Genomic DNA, 22,389 nt, shown 5'->3' with positions numbered 1-22,389 from the left:
TTCAGACCACGCCCGTGGCCCCCAGAAGGTTGCCGATGGTGAAGGTGGCGGCGAGGGCGAGTGCGCCCCCGGCCACTACCCGCACTGCGGCGCGGAACCTGGAGCCGCCGCCGATCCACGCCCCGAGTGCGCCCGTCAGTGCCAATGCCAGGAGCACGGCGAGGAACGTGACCGGAACCCGGACGTCCCGCGGCGGAAGCAGGATCGCCAGCATGGGCAGGGCCGCCCCGATCACGAAGGACACCGCTGATGCAAAAGCTGCATGCCAGGGGCTGACGATGTCGTCCTCGTCAATGTTGAGCTCCGCGGACAGGTGCGCGGCGAGGGCATCGTGTGCTGTCAATTCCGCCGCCACCCGTCCTGCCGTCTCCTCGCTCAGGCCCTTGGCCTGGTAGATCGCCGTGAGTTCTGCGAGCTCCACTTCCGGTTCTTCGGCCAGCTCGCGGCGTTCCTTCTCGATCAGGGCCTTTTGGCTGTCGCTTTGGCTGCTCACCGAGACGTACTCGCCCAGCGCCATGGATACGGCGCCGCCCACCAGGCCGGCTGCGCCTGCGGCAAGGATCGGGCCGGAGGCAGCGGTTGCTCCGGCGACTCCCACCACGATCGCTGCCACGGAGACAATCCCGTCATTGGCGCCCAGGACACCGGCGCGCAGCCAGTTGAGGCGCTGGGCCAGGTCATTGCTGTGCGGTTCATTGTCATGGAAGGCGGATGCACTGGCTGTGTCCATCCCTACAGCAAACCATCCGGCGCCCCGGCCTGCCAGCACGGCATGCAGCGGAGGAGGAGCCCTGTGATTACTGCGGCAGCGGCGGAAGCTGCCCTTCATCCAGCACCAGGCCCGGCAAAGGACTTGTGTCCGCCCCCCAGTGCTGCGCCCTCCGCGCGGCATCCTGCAGGGCCGCCAGTGCCCAGGCGCGTGTGGCCCCGTCGGCCAGCGCCACAACGTCGCCGTACAGCGGCAGCGTGTCCGCTTCCAGGCCGGCAAGTCCGGCCGCCGGGGCGTCAAGGAACCCCTGGTCCAGGACATATCCCGGCGGCTGCGGGAGCAGTGTCGCGCAATGCGTTCGCCCGTATTCCTCGGCATGGACGGCAAGGTCCTGGTGCTGCGCCAGGAATTCCGACGCCGGGCGGACGGCTTCAGGCGGAAGGCGCGTGAGGGCTGCCTGGTAGCCGTACGCCGTCTCCAGTTCGGCGCCGGCGGCCGCGACGAGGGCGGTTCCCAGGCTGGCTCCGGTGGGAGGGGACGTGGAGGCGGAGCCAGCAGCGGAGGGCGTGGCAGGGCACGCAGGGGCCGGCACCGTGGCGTCGTGAGATTCGGTCCCTTGCGCTTCTGCCTCAAGGGAGCCTGCCGCGCCGAGCCGTTCGGCGGCGAGGAGTTGTGCTGTGCCGGCGCCGGCGAGCAAACGTGCCATGCCGCCGTCGGCCGTTTCCGCATCCTTGAGGCGTTGCCGGCCACTGGCGGCGAGGCTGGCGGCAAAGTCCGCAACGGTCACCACTGGAGGACTGGAGGGTGGGGGAGCGGCGGTTGGCGGGACCCCGGCCGCTGAAGCCGGCGCAGAGGTTGGCCCGGGTGCCTCCGCGGAAGGTTGGCTTCCAGGCAGCAGCAGTGCCCGGGCCTGGATGGTCAGCAACGTCACAACCTGGGTCATCGGCTCCTCCGCCGGAGCGCCGGCATTGCTGCCGGCGTCTGCAGCGCCCAGCTCCAACGCTGCGGACCGCAGCTCGAGCGCCTCGTTCAGCGCGGCTTCGCGGGCCTGCTCCGAGAAAGGCGGTTCCGCAGGAGCGGGCGGTTCAGCGGGGGAAAAAGCGAAGCCCAGGCTGACCACCAGAAGGGCTGCGAGGGAAAAAACGGCGTACCGGAAATAGCGCATCCGCGGGCGGTTTTCCTGGTTGTCGTCTTTCACAACAGACCATGGTGCCACGTCGAGGGGGAATCCCCGTGCTCCAATGAACCGGTAAAATAGCTACGCTAGTACACACAACATCATCTATAGGGAGGCGGCCGGCATCGTGAGCAATGCAGAAGCCACAGCTTCATCAGACCATACCGGAACGGGTAAGGCTGAGGCCGCGCACAATCCGGAAGCTGCACGGCTCAGGGCGCTCCTTGAACCCTCCGTCCAGGCCAACCGCCTGTACTTGGAGGACGTGGCTATCATCCCCGGATCCCACCGCGTGGTCCACGTAGTGGTGGATCTGCCGCAGGAGGAGACCGGCGGAGTCAGCCTTGATGTCATCGCCGAAATTTCCAAGGTGCTCTCCGATGTTTTGGACAATGATCCCGCAGATGACGGCCGCCCCTACGACCTCGAAGTCTCTTCGCCCGGCGTCGGTCGACCCCTGACGGAGCCGCGCCACTGGCACCGCGCCAAGGGGCGAATGGCGAAAGTCAACGTCCTCCAAGGCGACAACGTCACGGGCCGCATCCAGGCGGTGGACGCCTCAGGCGTGACCATCGTCCCCGAGATAGCGGTCAAAAAGGGAATGAAGCCCAGGCAGGGCGATCCCATCAAGCTTCCTTTCGACAGGATCCGCAACGGAAAAGTCGAGATCGAATTCAGCCACCTCCACGAGGACGGTCTGGAACCTGAACACAATGGACCTTCTGAGGAGGCCTGATGGATATTGACATGAGCGCACTGAGACTTCTGGAGCGTGAGCGTGAAATCCCGCTGGACCTCCTGATCCCCACCATCGAGCAGGCGCTCCTGGTGGCCTACCACAAGTCGCCCGGCGCCTTCGAGAAGGCCCGCGCGGAGCTTGACCGCAAGAGCGGCCACGTGACCATCTGGGCCGTGGAGATCGACGACGACGGCGCCCCCATCGGCGAGTTCGAGCACACCCCGGAGGGCTTCGGCCGTATCGCCGCCAGCACCGCCCGCCAGATTATCCTGCAGCGTCTGCGCGACGTTGAGGACGACAACGTCCTGGGTGAGTTCAAGGGCCGTGAGGGCGAACTTGTGGCCGGCACCATCCAGCAGGGCCACAACCCGCACATGGTCCAGGTCAACCTGGGCACCGTGGAAGCGCTCCTGCCGCCGCCCGAGCAGGTGCCGGGGGAGAAGTACCTCCACGGGAACAGGTTGCGTGCCCTGGTGATCGATGTGCACCGCGGCTCCAAGGGCCCGTCCGTCACGCTGTCCCGGTCCCACCCCGGCCTCGTCCGGAAGCTCTTCGAACTGGAAGTTCCCGAGATCGCCGACCGCTCCGTGGAGATCGTTGCCCTGGCCAGGGAAGCCGGCCACCGCACCAAGATCGCGGTTAAGGCCAACACCCCCGGCATCAACGCCAAGGGTGCCTGCATCGGTGAAATGGGCTCCCGCGTGCGGGCTGTGATGACGGAACTGAACGACGAGAAGATCGACATCGTTGACTTCAGCGAGAACCCGGCCACCTTCATTGCCAGCGCATTGTCGCCGTCGCGGGTGAATTCGGTCACCATCACCGACGAAGCTACGCGTTCCGCCCGCGTGGTGGTTCCCGATTACCAGCTTTCCCTGGCCATCGGCAAGGAGGGCCAGAACGCCCGCCTGGCGGCCAAGCTGACCGGCTGGCGCATCGATATCGTGTCCGACGCAGCGGCTCCGCGCGAAAACTGAACCAACCCTCTCCGGGGTGGCCACGCCGGGACTGCTCTGCGGTTTCGGGCAGAACGGCCCGGAGGGGCTAGAATAGAAAAGGCCGCGCCCAACGGCCGGCAGCCGTGTGCCTCGAGCATGCCCCTTCCGCTGACTCAGCGGAAGGCCAGGCATTCCCGGGGCCAGCAGATATACATGTCAGGAAGATGACCGTGGCAGAGCTTTCCACCGGGAATCACCCCGAACGTACCTGCATCGGATGCCGGAAGAAGGGCCTGCGGTCTGAATTGCTCCGGCTCGTCGCCGAAGGCAACGGCTCTGCCGCTGTCCTGGTGGATGAACGACGCCGGCTGGCTGGCCGGGGTGCTTGGCTGCACCCCAGCGAATCGTGCCTGGCTCTGGCGATCAAACGGCGGGCTTTCGGACGTGCCCTTGCGGGCGCAACGGAAACTGCCGCCGTCGAAGACTGGATCAAGCCGGAAACGAACGTTGCAGGCACCACGGCAACTGCAACACCAACCGTCCAACCTGAAAGCGGGTCAGAAATCTGATGGAAACCCGATGAGTTCCCAGCGATGAGTGCGTAACGATGACAACAACTTTGTTGCGCTCTGCAATGGGCCCTTCCGTAGTAATCGCGGCTGGGGTCCGCAGTAAGAAGTAGACGGTTCGTGCCTGGCTCGGTGCGGACCGAGACAGGAGAAATGTGGCCAAGGTCCGCGTACATGAGCTCGCCAAAGAGCTCGGTATTACTTCCAAAGATGCAGTGACAAAACTGCAGGAACTGGGCGAATTTGTTCGCTCCGCCTCTTCCACCATTGAGGCCCCCGTTGTGCGTAAACTGCGCAACGCCTTCCCCGACGCTGCGGCCAAGGCCTCAGCACCGGCGGCCGCGCCCAAGGCGCCCGCCCCGGCGGCAGAAGCACGTCCTTCAACTCCGGCTCCCGGCCCGGCAGCTCCCAAGGCTCCGGCTCCCGCGGCGCAGGCACCTGCCCCCGCCGCTCCGGCAGCACCGGCCCAGCCTGCTGCTTCGGCTCCGGCGGCACCTGCTGCCAGCCGGCCTGCAGCTCCGGCGGCCCCCGCCGCCCCTACCAGCACTGCTCCATCCACCGGCGCAAAGCCCGGTGCGCGTCCGGCCCCCAAGGCCGAAACTCCCGCTGCCCCCACCCGCTCCGGCGGACAGGGCGGTTCGGCAGGCAGCTCTGCTCCCCGTCCCGGCGGTCCCCGCCCGGGCAACAACCCGTTCGCTACCTCGCAGGGCATGCCCCGTGGCCGTGGCGGCGACGGTGAGCGTGCTCCCCGTCCGGGCAACAACCCGTTCGCTACCTCGCAGGGCATGCCCCGCCCGGGTGGAGGCCGTACCGACGGCGACCGTCCCGGCGGTCCGCGTCCCGCAGCAGGTGCCGGTGGACCCCGTCCCGGTGGTCCCCGTCCCGCGGCCGGCGCTGGCGGGCCTCGTCCCGCAGCGGGTGCCGGTGGCCCCCGCCCCGGTGCACCGCGCCCCGGTGGTGCCGGTGGAAACCGTCCCACCCCGGGCATGATGCCCAACCGCACTGAACGCCCGGCTCCGGCCGGTGCAGGACGTCCCGGTGCCGGCGGCCGTGGTCCCGGACGCCCGGGCGGCGCTCCCGGAACCGGTGGTCCCGGTGGCGGCGGCGGAGCTCCCGCCGGCGGTGGCTTTGGCAAGGGCGGCCGCGGACGCGGCGGCACCCAGGGTGCTTTCGGCAAGGGCGGCGCCGGACGTGGCAAGCAGCGCAAGTCGAAGCGTGCAAAGCGCCAGGAACTTGAGCAGATGAGCGCACCGTCGCTGGGTGGCGTGAGCGTACCCCGCGGCGACGGCAACACCGTCATCCGCCTGCGCCGCGGCTCGTCCATCACGGACTTCGCTGACAAGATCGAGGCAAACCCCGCCGCACTGGTGACCGTGCTGTTCCACCTCGGTGAAATGGCAACGGCCACGCAGTCACTCGACGAGGAAACCTTCGCGCTGCTGGGTGAAGAGCTCGGCTACAAGCTCCAGGTTGTGTCCCCGGAGGACGAGGAGCGCGAGCTGCTCTCCGGCTTCGACATCGACTTCGAAGCCGAACTCGAAGCCGAAGGCGATGAAGACCTCGAGGCACGTCCTCCGGTAGTCACCGTTATGGGCCACGTGGACCACGGTAAGACCCGCCTGCTCGATGCCATCCGCAAGTCCGACGTTATGGCGGGCGAGCACGGCGGTATCACGCAGCACATCGGTGCCTACCAGGTCACGCACACCCACGAAGGCGACGACCGGAAGATCACCTTCATCGATACCCCGGGCCACGAGGCGTTCACCGCCATGCGTGCCCGTGGTGCGAAGGTCACCGACATCGCCATCCTGGTGGTCGCAGCGGACGACGGCGTAATGCCCCAGACCGTTGAAGCCCTCAACCACGCCCAGGCAGCCAACGTGCCCATCGTGGTGGCCGTGAACAAGATCGACAAGGAAGGCGCCAACCCGGACAAGGTCCGCGGCCAGCTGACCGAGTACGGCCTGGTTCCCGAAGAATACGGTGGCGACACCATGTTCGTGGAGGTCTCTGCCCGCCAGAACCTCAACATCGACGAGCTGCTCGAGGCAGTCCTGCTCACCGCGGACGCTGCCCTGGACATGCGCGCCAACCCGAACAAGGACGCCCGCGGTATCGCCATCGAAGCGAACCTGGACAAGGGCCGCGGTTCCGTAGCCACCGTCCTGGTGCAGTCCGGCACCCTGCGCGTCGGCGACACCATCGTGGCAGGCACGGCCCACGGCCGCGTCCGTGCGATGTTCGACGACGACGGCAGTGCCCTGACCGAGGCCGGCCCGTCCCGCCCCGTCCAGGTGCTGGGTCTGTCCAACGTCCCGCGTGCAGGTGACACCTTCTTCGTGACCGCTGACGAGCGCACCGCCCGCCAGATCGCCGAGAAGCGTGAAGCTGCCGACCGCAACGCCGCACTGGCCAAGCGCCGCAAGCGCATCAGCCTCGAAGACTTCGACCAGGCCGTGGCCGAAGGCAAGATCGACACCCTCAACCTCATCCTCAAGGGTGACGTGTCCGGTGCCGTGGAAGCCCTCGAAGACGCCCTGCTCAAGATCGACGTGGGCGAAGGCGTGCAGCTGCGCGTCATCCACCGCGGTGTTGGTGCCATCACGCAGAACGACGTCAACCTGGCAACAGTGGACAGCGCCGTCATCATCGGCTTCAACGTCAAGCCCGCCGAGCGGGTTGCCGAACTGGCAGACCGCGAAGGCGTGGACATGCGCTTCTACTCCGTCATCTACTCCGCGATCGATGACATCGAGATGGCGCTCAAGGGCATGCTCAAGCCGGAATACGAAGAATTCCAGCTGGGCACCGCCGAGGTCCGCGAAGTCTTCCGCTCCTCCAAGTTCGGAAACATCGCCGGCTCGATCGTCCGCTCGGGCATCATCCGCCGCAACACCAAGGCACGCATCAGCCGCGACGGCAAGATCATCGGTGACAACCTCACCGTTGAGACGCTCAAGCGCTTCAAGGACGACGCCACCGAGGTCCGCACGGACTTCGAGTGTGGTATCGGTCTTGGGTCTTACAACGACATCACCGAAGGTGACATCATCGAGACCTTCGAGATGCGTGAGAAGCCGCGCGTCTAAGCGTTGATCTTCTATCGTGGGGCCGTCGGGATTTTTCCGGCGGCCCCGCCCCTTCGCTGGGCGGCAACGGATCTGCGATCCTTTGCCGCCCAGCTTCGGCAGGCCCGATGCCACTCCCGGGCCGCCGGAAGAATCCCGACGGGTCCGTCTTTGACTCACCTTTTGTGCGTGGCATCAATTAGTCCAATGTGGGTACGGCTGCTGCAACATGCCGTCGTACGTCCCAAATTTTAGGAGTTGTTCATGGCTGATCCGGCACGTGCTGCCAAGTTGGCGCAGCGGATTAAGGTTGTTGTTGCTGAGGCCTTGGGCCGGAAGGTTAAGGATCCCCGGCTGGAGGGTATTACTGTTACTGATGCCCGGGTGACCAATGATTTGCAGCATGCCACTGTGTACTACACCGTTCTGGGTGACCAGGCTGTCCAGGCTGACGCTGCCAAGGGCCTGGAGAAGGCCAAGGGTGTGCTGCGCCAGGAGGTGGGGCGCAACCTCAGCATCCGACTGACTCCCACCCTTGAGTTCGTCTCGGATGAGATTCCCGTTATCGCTTCGAACCTCGAGGAGCTGCTCCGGGAGGCCAAGAAGCGCGACGCCGAAGTGGCCGCCCTCGCGGCGCAGGCCAGGCATGCGGGTGACCCTGATCCCTACAAGACCGATGCGTCCGGCGATGTGGACATCGACGAAGACGACTTCGACGAAGAGGACCTCGACCTCACCGATGCCGAGGAATTCGACGAAGACGGCCACAAGTAGCAACAAAGGCAACGCAGCAGAAGGCCCGGACCGTATGGTCCGGGCCTTCCGTTTCCCGCAAAACTGCCGTCAGTGGCTAGTCGACATGAATCCGGACCACTTTGCCGTTGAATTGCTCTGCTGGAGGAGCCGCTCCCGGGCCCGCCGGAGCGCCGGACAGCGCATCAACCGTAGCGAACAGGTGTCCGGCCTGGAATTCGACGGCCGCCGGCTGGTTTACTGTCACGAACTCAGACCGGTGGTCTCCCCAGCAACTCAACTTCAGGATGTTGCCGCCGAAGAGCGAAGCGACGTAGATATCGCCATTGTCAGCGATCGCAAGGCCAGTGGGGGTCAGGATGTCGTCAGCCCACAGATGCACGTCGCCGTCCCAGGGATCCACCCGGAACACTGCACCCCTGGCTCCCAGGGACGGATCCTCCGGACCGCCAGGCAGGGACGTGACGTACAGCCGGCCATCGGGGCCGAACTCTACGTCGGTGGGCACAGGCTCGAAAGCATACTTTTCACCAGCAACGCAGGCCGGCACACCAAGGCCACCCTCCGCCTCTGGACGGGCAGCGCTTTCTGGAATAACCGTGCGCCGCGGGGGCAGCACTGCCAATGTGGAAATGTCGCCGCTCTCAAGGTCGACTTCAAGAATGGCGTTTGCGCCAGCGTCAGCTACATACGCCTTACCGCCTTTCACCGCCACACCGTAGGGATGTGAATCGACCGTGCCCTTGTAACGGGCGGGCGGGAACTCAGGCCAACCCTCCAGACATTTGTCTGAGACGTCGTCACTGAAGCCGTAATGCTGATCACCGTCCGGGTTGTGCTTACGTTCGTAGCGGGCCAGGTCCGCGATGGTTCGGACGTCTCCGTCCTCGTCAATGGACTTCAAGTGGCCTTGGAGGTTCTCGGGTATACCGACGCCCGCGCCTATGCTCTCCACAAAATACGTGGTTCCGTGGTGCATTTCGACGCCGCCAACGTCCCAACCCTCTTTGCCTTGGTAGAGCGTAGTGGTGGTGCCGTCATCATGGACACGGCTGAGGAGGCCGGCGAAGTTCTGGGTGACGAGGATCGATTCCTCCGCATCCACGGCCAGGCTGAGAGGTGTTGCCAGGCCCTCGGCCCGCGTGCGCGGAGTCGGCTGGTCACTGGAACCCGCAACCGCGGGCCCAGCGGGAAGGACTAACGCCGCGGCAGCAATACACGCGGCGATCGGAAACTTTGTCTTCATTGGGTACTCCGTGATTTTTGGCCTTGGGAGCCGGGGAATGGAGTGGATGGGAGGACGGGCAGGGAGCTCCCGGCCTAAGACTAGGCCTGTACCCACGGGTAGTTGCCGGGGAACTGCCCCCTAATCCGCCCCCTACTTCGTCCCCTAATACCAACCCCTTTGGCTAGGATCGAGCTATGAACCAAGCGGACCAGGGCGCTGCGAACCATTACCTCGAACGGGCCGTGGCACTTGCCACCCGGAACGTTGCCGAAGGCGGCGGTCCCTTCGGTGCCCTGGTGGTGACCAAAGACGGGCAAGTGCACGAGGGGGTCAACCGGGTCACCCGCGACAACGATCCCACCGCCCACGCCGAAGTGGTGGCCATCCGCACGGCAGCTGCCGCCATTCGGAACTTTGACCTGCGTGGGGCAGTCCTCTACACCAGCTGCGAGCCGTGCCCGCTGTGCCTGGCGTCGGCTCTCTGGGCACGGATCGACCGTGTCTACTTTGCGGCGGACCGCTACGGCGCCGCGTCCGCCGGCTTTGATGATGCCATCTTCTACGATTACTTCTCCGGCACCCGTCCCGAGCTGCTGCCGGTCAGCAGAGGCGATGTGCCGGCGTCGGACGCCCCGTTCCTTGCCTGGGGCGCGCATAAAAGCCGGAAGGACTACTAGGCATGGAAGCTTCCCTCATCAAGTGTCCCCACTGCGGGAAAACCAACCGGGTCCCGGCCCATGCCGCCGGGCGGCCACGCTGCGGCAATTGCCACGGCGGGTTGCCCTGGATCGTGGACGCAGGCGACGCCGATTTCAGCACGGTGGCCGAACAGTCGCCCGTGCCGGTGCTGGTGGATTTCTGGGCTGCCTGGTGCGGACCGTGCCGCATGGTGAGCCCGGTCCTGGACAAACTGGCCCGCGAGCGCGAGGGGGCCGTCAAGCTGGTCAAGGTCGACGTGGACAAGAATCCGGGCCTGTCCCGGCGGTTCGACGTGCAGGCCATCCCCACACTGATGGTGATCGTTGACGGAAAGGTGGCTGCCCGGCAGGCGGGAGCGGCACCGGCCGAAGCGCTCCGCACCTGGCTGGATGGTGCGCTGGCGGGAACGCGGCGCTGACGGAAAAGCTGCGCTGAGCAGCTGAGTCACACCCGTTCGGGAAGCCTGGACAGTCCCTCGAGCAGTTCCTCCCGCTTGCCGCACAGCGCAATCCGCACCCAGCCCTCGCCAATGGAACCAAACGCCGTCCCCGGTGCGAGGGCAACACCTGAGTCGGCGAGGAAGCGCCGGACCCAGGCCCGGACGTCGCCGCCGCTGACATGGGACACATCCGCCCAAAGGTAGAACGCGCCGTCGGCCTTCAAATACGGAATGCCCTTTGAATCGAGCACCGCGGACGCCGCGTCCCGGTTGGCCCGGTAGTGTTCGTGCGCGTGCCGGACGTAATCCTGGGGTCCGGTAAGAGCTGCGATAGCGGCGTACTGTGACGGCGATGCCACGCACGAGACAATCGACTCCATCACATTGTTCATCTTCTGCTCCAGGCCCGGCGGGCACACCAGGGCGCCGATCCGGAGCCCCGTGAGGCCGTACGTCTTCGACAGTGTCAGGGAGGTGAAGACACGCGCCTCGCCCGGCTGTTCGCCGTCGAACCTCGCCGGGCTCACGTGCGGCACATCGTAGGTGAACGCCTCGTAGCACTCGTCCGAGATCACCCACAGATCGTGGCGCCGGGCCAGCTCCACGAGTTCCCGCGTCAGCTCTTCCGCGAGGACCGCGCCCAGCGGATTGGACGGGGAATTCAGGACCAGCACCCGGGTCCGGTCCGTGATGAGCGCCTCGATATCTTCGGTCCTGGGCTGGAAATCGTGGTCCGGGTAGAGCGGGTAGCCCACCGGGACGGCGTTCAGGAGCAGGCTGGTCATGGCAAAAGTGGGGTAGCCCGGGTTGGGAATCAGGATCTCGTCGCCGGGGGAGAGCAGCAGGCTCATGGCAAGGTGCAGGCCCTGCTGCGCGCCGGCCACCACGTACACCCGTTCAGCACCAATGCTGTTGTTGTGGCCGACGCCTGCGCGTTCCCGGAAGCGCGCCGCGAACGCATCGCGCAGCGCCGGGACGCCCGCATTGGGGGTGTAGTTGGTTTCGTCCCTGTCCAGGCAGGCGATGCCGGCGTCGAGGACGTGACGTGGGAGCGGGAACCCGGGCTCGCCGATGCTGAGGACCAGCGCGCCGGGGGTGCGCCACGCGGCCTCGGTGATCTCGCGGATCTGGTTGACGGGCACGTCGCGGACATGGGCGGCAAGCTCAGGCATGCCTGCCATCCTAACCGGCTCTTTACTGCACAATCAGCCGCAGGGGTCGGCCGCCAGCCGAGGCCCGACGGGTGTGGGCCGGGGCCGGGACCAGCGCCGATATACTGGGAAGCGTGCTTTCTGGACTGGTGATAGTGGACAAACCGCAGGGATGGACCAGCCATGATGTGGTTGGCCGGATGCGGCGCATCGCCGGTACCCGGAAAGTAGGCCATGCCGGCACCCTCGATCCCATGGCCACGGGCGTGCTGGTGGTGGGCATCAACAAAGCAACCCGCCTGCTCACCTACATTGTTGGCACCTCCAAGACGTACACCGCCACCATCCGCCTTGGACAGTCCACCGTGACGGACGACGCCGAAGGTGAAGTGACTGCCACGGCTTCCACTGCGGAGGTGGCTGAGCAGGCAATTCACGACGGCGTTGCGGCCCTTACCGGTCAGATCCAGCAGGTGCCCAGCAGCGTCAGCGCCATCAAGGTCAACGGTGAACGTGCCTATGCCCGCGTCCGCTCGGGGGAAGAAGTCACGCTCGCGTCGCGCCCGGTCACCATCCACCGGTTCGAGGTGCACAGCATCAACAGGGACGCCGCGGCGGACGTCGTGGACCTGGACGTCACCGTGGAATGCTCGTCGGGGACCTATATCCGTGCGCTGGCCCGCGACCTCGGCAATGCGCTGGGCGTCGGGGGACACCTCACAGCCCTGCGGCGCACGCACGTGGGACCGTACTCGCTGGAGCAGGCGCGCACCCTTGAACAGCTTGCCGAGGAACTCAACGTCCTCGACATGGCCGATGCCGCCCGGGCGCTGATGCCCAACCGCGAACTCAGCCCGGAGGAAACCACGGAGATCTCCTTCGGCCGGCGGATCGCTGCCGGCGCCGCCCCCGGGAGTTCCGCCGCAGCCACTGCCGAACATCCCGCCGCTGCCTTCGCCCCGGACGGAAGCCTGGTGGCACTGCTGGCCGACGCCGGCAGCTTCGCCAAACCCGTGCTGGTGTTCGCACCCGGGACCGGCGGACCCTCAAACGGGCCGGGCACCACCGACGGGCCAGCCCCCGGCACCTCCGACCGGCCGGGCACCACCGACAGGCCGGTCCCCGGCACCTCCGGGGCGGCCTGAGCGTGGACGCGTATTTCTACATCATCCTGGTGGTGGGTCTGATCTCCACCGGGACCTGCCTGCTGGCGGGCATCCTCAAGAAAGCCCCGAACGACGTCACCATCCTCTCGGTGGCGGCCGTCGAGGTGGCATTGCTGGTGTACCTGGTGGGATCCATCGTGCGGGTCATCGCCGGCGAACCCATCGCCGGAGAGGCCTGGGAGTTCTGGGGTTACCTCGCCACCGCCATGCTCCTGCCGCCGGCCGCCGTCTACTGGTCCATCCTGGAACGGACCCGGTGGAGCAACTTTGTCCTGGCCGCTGTTGGCGTCACCGCACTGGTGATGGCCGCCCGAATGAACCAGATCTGGTACTGAAGTGGAAGAAGAAGCACCAAACGTGAAAAACCAGAACTCCGCAGCCCCCGCCAAGGGCGCAGCCGCCAACGCTACGGGTGCCAAGAACACCCGCAACACCGGGCCGGGGCGACTGCTGATCGCGGTCTACGCGGTCTTCGCCATTTCAGCCACTGCCCGCGCCGGGTACCAGATCCTCACCAAGTTTTCCGAGGCGCCGCTGGCCTACCTGCTGTCCGCCTTCGCCGCGCTGGTGTACGTGGTGGCCACAGTGTCCCTGGCCAAGCCCGGCAGCACATGGTTCAAGGTCTCTGTCGCCGCGGTCCTGGTGGAACTGGTGGGAGTGCTGGTGGTGGGCGCCCTGAGCGTGTTTGACTCCGTCCAGTTCCCGCACGAGACCGTCTGGTCGCTGTTTGGCCGTGGCTACGGATTCATCCCGTTGCTGCTGCCCATCCTGGGCCTGGTCTGGCTGTACCGCCGCCGGCCCTCACTGATGGCATGACCGCCAAGGAGCCGGGTTCCCGCAGCCGGCCCTTGGCAAAGCCGCACCTCTGAGTGCGGGTAATCTTTAGAGAGTTCCGTGGCCGGTACGGTCCTGAACGTTGATACTTGCACGCAGTTAAAGGCGAGGGTGATGGTCTACATCTGGAACGATCCGTCCGAAGTCCCGGCGGACTTCGGCCCATCTGTTGTCACCTTCGGCAACTTCGACGGCGTCCACCGCGGCCACCAGCAGGTGCTGTCCGAGCTGATCCGCACCGCCCGGCTCACCAGGTCCAGGTCCGTGGCAGTCACCTTTGATCCCCACCCGGCCCTGATCCACCGCCCTGAGTCGGCACCTGAACTGATCATGGGGCTTGAGGACAAGCTTGAGGCACTGGGGGAGCTCGGCCTGGACGCCATCCTGGTGATGAAGTACTCGCTGGACCTCGCCAGCCTCACCGCTGAAGAGTTCGTGGAGCAGTTCCTGGTGGACTGCCTGCACGCCAGCCACGTGGTGATCGGCCACGACGCCCGCTTCGGCCGTGGCAATTCCGGCGACCTGGACACCATGAAGGCCCTGGGCGGGAAGTTCGGCTTCGACGTCCAGGTGATCAGCGAGTTCGGCTCGGAGGGCTACCCGCTGCATAACGACGACGGCACGGACCGCCGCTGCTCCTCCACCTGGGTGCGCGAAGCCCTCCAGGAAGGGGACGTGGCCACCGCGGCCGCAGTGCTGGGCCGTTCCCACCGGATGCGCGGCGAAGTGGTCCATGGCGCTGCCCGCGGCCGCGCCCTCGGATTTCCAACCGCCAACCTCTCCTCCAATGCCAGCGGACTCATCCCCGCCGACGGCATCTACGCCGGCTGGCTGGTGGACCAGGCCGGGACACGGTGGCCCGCGGCCATTTCCGTGGGGTCCAATCCCACGTTCGACGGCGTGAGCCGGCAGGTGGAAGCGCACGTGATCGACCGTCCGCATGAAGCGGTGGAAGACTTCGATCTGTACGGCCAGACAGTAGTTGTTGAATTTGTGGCCCGGCTCCGGGGCATGGTGGCCTATCGTGGGCCTGAGGCGCTGGTGGACCAGATGCGCCTGGACGTGGTCCAGGCGCACGACCTCCTGGCCAGGCGCTGACGGTTCGAACGTCGGCGCCACAGTCAGGAAGCGCAGGCAGGAATTCCAGCCAGGCCGCCGGCAACAAGCGCAGGAGCGAAAGGCAGTACCGTGTCCGTTGAGAAGAACACCAGGAAACTGGACGAAGGTATTGTCCGCGATTTCAGCTCGAGGATGAGCTACGCCTCATACCTGCAACTGCCAACCCTGCTCAGCGCACAGCACCCGGTCAGCCGGCCGGAACACCATGACGAGATGCTGTTCATCATCCAGCACCAGACCACCGAGCTGTGGCTGAAGCTGGTACTGCATGAGCTGCGCAGCACCGCGGCGTGGCTGCGGGACGACGATCTTGGTTCGGCGCTCAAGGGCATCGCCCGGGTCAAGCACATCCAGAAAACCCTCACCGAACAGTGGTCCGTGCTGGCCACGCTGACGCCAACCGAGTATTCGCAGTTCCGCGGTTTCCTGGGCCATGCCTCGGGATTCCAGTCCAGCCAGTACCGCGCCGTGGAGTTCATCCTCGGCAACAAAAACGGCAAGATGCTCTCGGTCTTCGAGTCCGATCCCGAAGCCCACGCCATGCTGGAGCAATTGCTTAATGCGCCCAGCATCTACGACGAATTCCTGGCCTACCTGGCGCGGCAGGGCTTTGATGTTCCCGAGTCCGTGCTCAAGCGGGACGTTGCCCAGGCCCATGAATTCACTCCGGAACTCGTTCCACTGTTCAAGCACATCTACGAAAATGCTGCCGACAACTGGGCCGCCTACGAGGCCTGCGAGGAACTGGTGGACCTGGAGGACAACTTCCAGCTGTGGCGGTTCCGGCACCTGCGCACTGTGCAGCGGACCATCGGCATGAAGTCGGGGACCGGCGGGTCCAGCGGTGCCGCATTCCTGCAGAAGGCACTGGAACTGACGTTTTTCCCGGAACTATTCGCGGTCAGGACGGAGATCGGCCAATGAGCATCCAAAAGCAGCCCGTGGCAGGAAACGCGGCGGCAGGAAACGCAGAAAGCGCGGACGCATCCCTGAAGCAGCGCGCTGCCGTGCTGGACCGGCAGGACCCGCTGGCGCACTACAGGAACCTCTTCATCGGCACTGACACGCCTCTGTCCTACCTGGACGGGAACTCGCTGGGCCGGCCGCTGAAGCGGACCGTGGAGGACATCGGCGCTTTTATCCGGGACGGCTGGGGCGGCCGCTTAATCCGCGGCTGGGACGAGGAATGGCTCGAGCTGCCCCAGGCCATCGGCGACCAGCTGGGACGGGCCGTGCTCGGCGCGGCTCCGGGGCAGACCATCATCGCCGATTCCACCACGGTGGTCCTGTACAAACTCATCCGCGCAGCCCTCGCCGCCGTTTCCGACCCGGACCGGAACGAGCTGGTACTGGACACCGAAAACTTCCCCACGGACCGCTACCTTGTCGAGGGCATCGCCCTCGAGGAAGGCCTGACGCTCCGCTGGATCGAAACCGATCCCGCGGCCGGGGTGACCGTTGACCAGGTGCGCCAGGTGACAGGGCCGCGCACCGCCGTCGTACTTTTGAGCCACATCGCCTACCGTTCCGGCCATTTGGCTGACCTGCCGGCCATCACCCAAGCGGTGCACGACGCCGGTGCGCTGGTGGTGTGGGATCTTTGCCATTCCGCGGGGTCGGTGGAGCTGGATCTGGACGGTGCGGGCGCGGACTTTGCTGCCGGCTGCACGTACAAGTACCTCAACGGCGGCCCGGGGTCGCCCGCGTTCGCCTACGTCAACCAGCGGCACGTTGGCACACTCAACCAGCCCATTTGGGGGTGGATGGGGCGCAAGGATGCGTTCGAAATGGCGGCCGGGTATGAGCCTGCTCCCGGCATCCGCGGATTCCTCAGCGGGACGCCGGCAATTTTTGGGATGCTCGCCATGCGCGGCACGCTGGACCTCATCGAAGAGGCAAGCATGGCTGCCATCCGGGAGAAGTCAGTGCAGCTGACCACCTTCGCCATCGAGGTCTTCGATGCCTTGCTGGCCCCGTTGGGCGTGGAGCTTGCCACGCCGCGGGGACCGGGGGAGCGGGGCAGCCACATCACCCTGGACCATCCCGCCTTCAGCAAGGAGACGGTGGCGGCGCTGTGGGATGACGACGTGATCCCTGACTTCCGCGCCCCGCACGGCATCCGCGTGGGGCTGTCGCCGCTGAGCACCAGCTTCGAGGAAGTCCTGGACGGGATGTCGGCGATCCGGGACCGGCTGCTGCGCTAGCTGGGTGCCTGCCTCGACTGATTGCCTCCTTGGCGGGCCCTGTTTCGACAAGATTGGGACGGGGCCGGTAAACTGGACGATGGATCCGGCTGCAGTCCGTGGCGGCTGGTTCCTGCCGCGCGCGGCGCTGGCCAGGATGTCCTGGTCCGGCTGCAAGCGGCAGACCCGGCAGTGAGTTTCTGACCTGGGCCCTCACGGCACATCCCTAGGAGTTATTGTGGCACTTGACGCCGCTGTAAAGCAGTCCATCATCAAGGAATACGCAACCGGAGAAGGCGACACCGGTTCACCGGAGGTCCAGGTTGCAGTCCTGACCCAGCGGATCAAGGATCTGACTGAGCACATGAAGGAGCACAAGCACGATTACCACACCCAGCGCGGTCTGCTGGCCATGGTTGGTCGTCGCAAGCGCATGCTGAGCTACCTCAAGAAGACTGACATCGCCCGCTACCGTTCGCTCATCGAGCGCCTCGGCCTGCGCCGCTAGTCGGACTTAGGGGCGGCCCTTTCCATCGCGGAACGGGCCGCCTTCTTCAAATGAAAAATTAAACAGGAGGATCAACCGCATCACGCATTCGCGGTCCTCGGTAGTGATCCCCGGGAACGGCTTCGTTGATTGAAGCCGGCGGCCCGTGGGTCTCGATCGATGACCGGGTGCAGGGCCAGTAGACAGATGCTGGCCGGGTTGATGCGGCTGGACTTCCGTCAAACAGAAACGGAGGTGACTCTCTTGGAGGGTCCCGAAATCCAGTTCTCGGAAGCAGTCATTGACAATGGCCGTTTTGGCAAGCGCGTAATCCGCTTCGAAACCGGCCGCCTTGCCAAGCAGGCAGCCGGCGCAGCCATGGTGTACATCGACGATGACACCGCACTGCTGTCCGCTACCACTGCCGGCAAGCACCCGCGTGAAGGCTTTGACTTCTTCCCGCTGACGGTCGACGTCGAAGAGCGCATGTACGCTGCCGGCCGCATCCCGGGCTCGTTCTTCCGCCGTGAAGGCCGCCCGTCCACCGAAGCCATCCTGGCCTGCCGCCTGATGGACCGCCCGCTGCGCCCCGCCTTCATCAAGGGCCTGCGCAACGAGGTCCAGATCGTGGTCACCGTCCTGGCGATCAACCCGGACGAGCTCTACGACGTGGTGGCCATCAACGCCTCCTCCATGTCCACGCAGCTTTCCGGCCTGCCGTTCTCCGGCCCCATCGGCGGCGTCCGCGTTGCCCTGGTCGCCGACGACAACGGATCACAGTGGGTTGCTTTCCCCAAGCACTCCCAGCTGGAAAACTCCGTCTTCAACATGGTGGTGGCCGGCCGCGTTGCCGGTGACGACGTCGCCATCATGATGGTTGAAGCCGAAGCAACCGACAACTCCTGGAACCTCATCAAGGAACAGGGCGCCACCGCCCCCACCGAAGAGGTTGTTTCCGAGGGCCTCGAGGCTGCCAAGCCGTTCATCAAGGCACTCTGCGACGCCCAGGCGGACCTGGCTGCCCGTGCAGCCAAGCCCACCGTTGAGTTCCCGGTCTTCCTCGACTACGAGGACGACGTTTACGCCGCTGTTGAAGCCGCTGCCGCCGAGAAGCTGGCTGCCGTCTTCCAGATCGCCGACAAGCAGGAGCGTGACAACGCTTCGGACGCCCTGAAGGACGAGGTCACCTCTTCCCTGGCCGGCCAGTTCGAAGGCCGCGAGAAGGAGCTGTCCGCAGCATTCCGCTCGGTCACCAAGCACGTGGTGCGCCAGCGCATCCTCAAGGACCAGATCCGCATCGACGGCCGCGGCCTGACGGATATCCGCCAGCTCACCGCCGAGGTTGAGGTCCTGCCGCGCGTTCACGGTTCGGCCATCTTCGAACGCGGCGAGACCCAGATCATGGGTGTCACCACGCTGAACATGCTGAAGATGGAACAGCAGATCGACTCGCTGTCGCCGGTGAAGACCAAGCGCTACATGCACAACTACAACTTCCCGCCGTACTCCACCGGTGAAACCGGCCGCGTGGGTTCGCCCAAGCGCCGCGAAATCGGCCACGGTGCCCTGGCCGAGCGTGCGCTCGTGCCGGTCCTGCCGTCCCGCGAGGAATTCCCCTACGCCATCCGCCAGGTGTCCGAGGCCCTCGGATCCAACGGTTCGACGTCGATGGGTTCCGTCTGCGCCTCCACCCTGTCCATGCTGAACGCCGGTGTGCCCCTGAAGGCCGCCGTCGCCGGTATCGCCATGGGCCTGGTCTCCGACCAGGTGGACGGTCAGACCCGCTACGCGGCACTGACCGACATCCTCGGCGCTGAAGATGCCTTCGGCGACATGGACTTCAAGGTTGCCGGTACCTCCGAGTTCGTCACGGCCATCCAGCTGGACACCAAGCTCGACGGTATCCCCGCCTCGGTGCTGGCAGCAGCGCTGAAGCAGGCCCGCGAAGCCCGCCTGCACATCCTCGAGGTCATCAACTCGGCGATCGACACCCCGGACGAGCTCTCCGAGTTCGCTCCGCGCGTCATCGCCGTGAAGATCCCCGTGGACAAGATCGGCGAGGTCATCGGCCCCAAGGGCAAGATGATCAACCAGATCCAGGAAGACACCGGCGCCGACATCTCCATTGAGGACGACGGCACGGTCTACATTGGCGCCACCAACGGTCCGTCTGCAGAAGCAGCACGCTCCGCCATCAACGCCATTGCCAACCCGCAGGTCCCGGAAATCGGCGAGCGTTACCTGGGTACGGTCGTCAAGACCACCACCTTCGGTGCCTTCGTGTCGCTGACCCCGGGCAAGGACGGCCTCCTGCACATCTCCGAGCTGCGCAAGCTGGCCAACGGCAAGCGCGTGGACAACGTCGACGACGTTGTCTCGGTGGGCCAGAAGGTCCAGGTGGAGATCACCAAGATCGACGACCGCGGAAAGCTCTCGCTCGCCCCGGTGGTTGCCGAGGAAGAAGGCGCCGAGGTAGAGACCGAGCGCGCCCACACCACCGAACCTGCTGAAGGCGCTGACGTCTAACAGCTCCGGCTTGCGGGCGAAGCCCGCAGTACTTGCATGAATCGGCGGGGCCGGTGGATGATCCACCGGCCCCGCCGCTGTTACGATGGCAGCCAGATCCCGGCTGCCCCTTTTGAAAGGCCTCAATGACTGTTGTACCCCTGCCGCTTGAGCAGAACCACCGCGGCGACACCCTGGTCCACGGTTCCGACGGCGGCTCCGAGGTCCGGCGTTCCGTGCTGCCCGGGGGAGTGCGGGTGCTGACGGAGGCAATGCCGGGGCAGCGGTCTGCGACCATCGGTTTTTGGGTGGGAGTGGGTTCCCGGGACGAGGCTCCCGGACAGCACGGATCCACGCATTTCCTGGAGCATCTCCTGTTCAAGGGGACAAAGCGCCGGACAGCCCTTGAAATCGCTTCCGCCTTTGACGAGGTAGGCGGTGAGTCGAACGCTGCCACGGCCAAGGAAAGCACCTGCTACTTCGCCCGCGTCCTGGACTCCGACCTGCCCATGGCCATCGACGTCATTGCGGACATGATCACCGGAGCGGTGCTGGACCCGGCGGAGATGGAGCAGGAACGCGACGTCATCCTCGAGGAAATCGCGATGGACAGCGACGACCCCACCGACGTCGCACACGAACACTTTGTCTCCGCTGTACTCGGCAACCATCCCCTGGGCCGGCCCATCGGCGGCACGCCCGATGCCATTAAGGCCGTTGCCCGCGACTCCGTGTGGGAACACTATCAGCGGTATTACCGGCCCGATGAACTGGTGATCACCGCTGCCGGGGGCCTGGAGCACGACGTCGTCTGCAACCTCGTGGTGGACGCCCTCGAGTCTGCGGGCTGGTCGCTGAAACCCGACGCCGCGCCCGTCGAGCGCCGTTCCACGGACCGGGCCCTGATCACCGGGACCGCAGGCCTCCACGTGGTCAAGCGGGCGGTGGAGCAGGCGAACATCATCATGGGGTGCCCCACCATCGTCGCCACCGACGAACGCCGCTATGTCATGAGCGTCCTGAACGCGGTTCTGGGCGGAGGCATGTCCTCGCGCCTGTTCCAGGAGATCCGTGAGAAGCGCGGCCTCGTTTACTCCACGTATTCCTTCGCGTCCTCCTACGCCGATGCCGGGTACTTCGGCATGTACGCCGGCTGCACCCCATCCAAGGTGCGCCAGGTCCTGGACCTGCTGTCGATCGAGCTGGAGAAGCTTGCCGAGCATGGAATTTCCGACGACGAACTCCGCAAGGCCGTAGGCCAGCTCTGTGGCGGCATCGTGCTGGCCCTTGAGGACACGGGCTCGCGGATGTCCCGGCTGGGCCGGGCCGAACTCGTCTCCGGTGAGTACCAGGACATCGATGAAACCCTGCGGCTCATCAAGGCTGTGACGGCCGAGCAGGTCCAGGACCTTGCGGCGGAGCTGGCTGCGGCACCCAGGACCGTGACTGTTGTGGGACCCTTTGAAGAGACCGAGACTTTCGGGCTCTAACCGGGCAAACCGCGGACCTGGCCGGAACGGCTGGATTTAGCGGGAACGGCGTGACTCAGCGGGAACGGCAGGACCTGGCCGGTGGCCGGGCAAGGCTTCAGTTCTGGAGGTGAGGGATGTGGAACGGATCCCTCCCGGCCGCGCCCCGCGGGCCCTGGCAGGATTCCTGGGCCACTGGCGCGGGAGTACCCGGTTCGCTGCTGGTGCCTGGGGCCCCGAGCGAACTGTCGATGCCGAGGTGACGTACACCCCGGTAGCGGGCGGGTCCGCGGTGGTGCAGAGCTATAGTCACCGCGAACCGGACGGGACGCATTTCGAAGGCCATGGCATCTTCACGGTCGATCCGGATCACCAGGACGTTTTCTGGTACTACGTAGACAATGCAGGCCCGGCACCCGCGGCTGCGGTCCGGTGCACATGGCACAACGGAGCCCTGCGCGTGGAGCGCCGCGGCGGTGCCGGCTGGACCCGCCATACGCTGCGCGTGGATGGCGACGTGCTGACCCATGTGACGGAGCTTCGTACCCGTGACGACAAGGCCACGGGGGACAGCGGGATGCATGAGGAAGCGGGAGTGGCCGACGGGACTGGCTCTGCCTATGTCCCGTTCATGAGCTCGTCGTTCCAGCGGAGCTGACGTTTTCAGAGCAGCTCGGACTTCAAAACAGAATCGGACTTCAGGCGACTCCAGATTGCCGGCGGCTTCAGGAGTTAATCATGTCCCGCTCCCACTTCCGCTGCCACTCCTTGAGCGGGTCTTTGGGCAGTTTTGGGGGGTGGGCGTAGAAGTCGGCCCAGATGGGATCGTCCGGCGCGTAGTCGGAGGGATCGTCAAGGTCGTCATCGACTGGCTCTGCAAAGGGCGGGTTGAAGCCCGGAAAGTCCATGGATCCACTTGATTCCGTTGCGGGTGGATCTTGAGCAGGCGTCAGGAATCCAGTCGTGTCGATTGCACGGGTCAGGAGTCCGGTTGTATCCGTTGCACCCTTCAAGAGCCTTGTTGTTTCCGGCGCACGCGTCGGGAGCCGGGTTGTGTCGGTTGCACGGGGCAGGTGTCCGGGTGGCCATTGGGGTGGATCGTGGTCGGGTTGTTCGGCTTTGTAGTGGCGGCCGGTGGGTGAGGTCCAGCCGG

At 65.6% G+C, this 22,389-nt stretch carries 22 protein-coding genes; 17 read left to right on the top strand and 5 right to left on the bottom strand.

The window, feature by feature from the left end; genetic code table 11:
- Position 1: 1 nt before the first annotated feature.
- Positions 2-730: a VIT1/CCC1 transporter family protein gene (locus QRN11_RS15695; protein ID WP_285313515.1), complete on the bottom strand. Its 729-nt coding sequence runs from the start codon at positions 728-730 to the stop codon at positions 2-4.
- A 67-nt stretch (positions 731-797) separates the two neighbouring features.
- A complete protein-coding gene (locus QRN11_RS15690) occupies positions 798-1,907 on the bottom strand; it encodes a DUF4439 domain-containing protein (RefSeq protein ID WP_285313514.1) in 1,110 nt (369 codons plus the stop codon).
- Between the two features lie 106 nt (positions 1,908-2,013).
- On the opposite strand from QRN11_RS15690, the gene rimP reads away from it, so the two are divergent.
- From rimP to rbfA, 5 genes are all read left to right on the top strand, one after another.
- Entirely contained in the window at positions 2,014-2,622 is a 609-nt protein-coding gene (gene rimP / locus QRN11_RS15685) for a ribosome maturation factor RimP (protein ID WP_285313513.1), read from the top strand.
- A complete protein-coding gene (nusA, locus tag QRN11_RS15680; protein WP_142063013.1) occupies positions 2,622-3,602 on the top strand; it encodes a transcription termination factor NusA in 981 nt (326 codons plus the stop codon). The genes rimP and nusA overlap by 1 nt, the downstream gene beginning before the upstream one ends.
- A 185-nt stretch (positions 3,603-3,787) precedes the next feature.
- Positions 3,788-4,132, top strand: coding sequence for a YlxR family protein (locus QRN11_RS15675; RefSeq protein ID WP_285313512.1), 345 nt, complete (start codon positions 3,788-3,790; stop codon positions 4,130-4,132).
- Positions 4,133-4,287: 155 nt separating this feature from the next.
- Entirely contained in the window at positions 4,288-7,224 is a 2,937-nt protein-coding gene (gene infB, locus QRN11_RS15670) for a translation initiation factor IF-2 (RefSeq protein WP_285313511.1), read from the top strand.
- Positions 7,225-7,467: 243 nt separating this feature from the next.
- Entirely contained in the window at positions 7,468-7,977 is a 510-nt protein-coding gene (gene rbfA, locus QRN11_RS15665) for a 30S ribosome-binding factor RbfA (protein ID WP_285313509.1), read from the top strand.
- A 76-nt stretch (positions 7,978-8,053) separates the two neighbouring features.
- Here rbfA and QRN11_RS15660 read toward each other — a convergent pair whose 3' ends face one another.
- Positions 8,054-9,202, bottom strand: a complete 1,149-nt coding sequence (locus tag QRN11_RS15660; protein ID WP_285313508.1) for a ScyD/ScyE family protein — start codon at positions 9,200-9,202, stop codon at positions 8,054-8,056.
- Between the two features lie 176 nt (positions 9,203-9,378).
- Here QRN11_RS15660 and QRN11_RS15655 point away from each other — a divergent pair, with 176 nt between their 5' ends.
- Both QRN11_RS15655 and trxA read left to right on the top strand, forming a co-directional pair.
- Entirely contained in the window at positions 9,379-9,861 is a 483-nt protein-coding gene (locus QRN11_RS15655) for a nucleoside deaminase (RefSeq protein ID WP_285313507.1), read from the top strand.
- Positions 9,862-9,863: 2 nt separating this feature from the next.
- Entirely contained in the window at positions 9,864-10,301 is a 438-nt protein-coding gene (gene trxA, locus QRN11_RS15650) for a thioredoxin (RefSeq protein ID WP_285313506.1), read from the top strand.
- Between the two features lie 26 nt (positions 10,302-10,327).
- On the opposite strand, the gene QRN11_RS15645 is transcribed toward trxA, so the two are convergent.
- The gene (locus QRN11_RS15645) at positions 10,328-11,494 is read right to left on the bottom strand and encodes a pyridoxal phosphate-dependent aminotransferase (RefSeq protein ID WP_285313505.1); all 1,167 of its coding nucleotides are present in this window, start codon (positions 11,492-11,494) and stop codon (positions 10,328-10,330) included.
- 113 nt (positions 11,495-11,607) lie between these two features.
- Here QRN11_RS15645 and truB point away from each other — a divergent pair, with 113 nt between their 5' ends.
- From truB to QRN11_RS15595, 10 genes are all read left to right on the top strand, one after another.
- Positions 11,608-12,618 (top strand): tRNA pseudouridine(55) synthase TruB, encoded by a 1,011-nt coding sequence (truB, locus tag QRN11_RS15640; RefSeq protein WP_285313503.1) that lies wholly within the window; start codon positions 11,608-11,610, stop codon positions 12,616-12,618.
- Between the two features lie 2 nt (positions 12,619-12,620).
- Positions 12,621-12,974 carry a hypothetical protein gene (locus QRN11_RS15635; protein ID WP_091418140.1) on the top strand — a complete coding sequence of 118 codons (354 nt, stop codon included), beginning with the start codon at positions 12,621-12,623 and terminating at the stop codon, positions 12,972-12,974.
- A gap of 22 nt (positions 12,975-12,996) precedes the next feature.
- Positions 12,997-13,455: a hypothetical protein gene (locus QRN11_RS15630; protein WP_285313501.1), complete on the top strand. Its 459-nt coding sequence runs from the start codon at positions 12,997-12,999 to the stop codon at positions 13,453-13,455.
- A 132-nt stretch (positions 13,456-13,587) separates the two neighbouring features.
- Positions 13,588-14,571, top strand: coding sequence for a bifunctional riboflavin kinase/FAD synthetase (locus tag QRN11_RS15625; protein ID WP_285313500.1), 984 nt, complete (start codon positions 13,588-13,590; stop codon positions 14,569-14,571).
- Positions 14,572-14,661: 90 nt separating this feature from the next.
- Positions 14,662-15,516: a tryptophan 2,3-dioxygenase gene (gene kynA, locus QRN11_RS15620; protein WP_285313499.1), complete on the top strand. Its 855-nt coding sequence runs from the start codon at positions 14,662-14,664 to the stop codon at positions 15,514-15,516.
- Complete coding sequence (kynU, locus tag QRN11_RS15615) at positions 15,513-16,796, top strand: kynureninase (RefSeq protein ID WP_285313498.1); 1,284 nt, start codon at positions 15,513-15,515, stop codon at positions 16,794-16,796. The genes kynA and kynU overlap by 4 nt, the downstream gene beginning before the upstream one ends.
- Before the next feature lie 217 nt (positions 16,797-17,013).
- Positions 17,014-17,283, top strand: a complete 270-nt coding sequence (gene rpsO, locus QRN11_RS15610; protein WP_013600532.1) for a 30S ribosomal protein S15 — start codon at positions 17,014-17,016, stop codon at positions 17,281-17,283.
- Positions 17,284-17,526: 243 nt separating this feature from the next.
- Entirely contained in the window at positions 17,527-19,788 is a 2,262-nt protein-coding gene (locus QRN11_RS15605; protein ID WP_285313553.1) for a polyribonucleotide nucleotidyltransferase, read from the top strand.
- 125 nt (positions 19,789-19,913) lie between these two features.
- The gene (locus QRN11_RS15600) at positions 19,914-21,257 is read left to right on the top strand and encodes a M16 family metallopeptidase (protein ID WP_285313495.1); all 1,344 of its coding nucleotides are present in this window, start codon (positions 19,914-19,916) and stop codon (positions 21,255-21,257) included.
- A gap of 118 nt (positions 21,258-21,375) precedes the next feature.
- Entirely contained in the window at positions 21,376-21,894 is a 519-nt protein-coding gene (locus QRN11_RS15595; RefSeq protein WP_142064174.1) for a DUF1579 family protein, read from the top strand.
- Between the two features lie 67 nt (positions 21,895-21,961).
- On the opposite strand, the gene QRN11_RS15590 is transcribed toward QRN11_RS15595, so the two are convergent.
- Positions 21,962-22,144, bottom strand: coding sequence for a hypothetical protein (locus QRN11_RS15590; RefSeq protein WP_285313493.1), 183 nt, complete (start codon positions 22,142-22,144; stop codon positions 21,962-21,964).
- Positions 22,145-22,389: the final 245 nt, after the last annotated feature.

The organism is Pseudarthrobacter sp. fls2-241-R2A-168 (genome assembly GCF_030209335.1).
In the GTDB taxonomy this organism is placed as follows: domain Bacteria; phylum Actinomycetota; class Actinomycetes; order Actinomycetales; family Micrococcaceae; genus Arthrobacter.
Note: the sequence above shows the minus strand (reverse complement) of the source record. Positions and strands in the feature narration are given on the sequence as shown.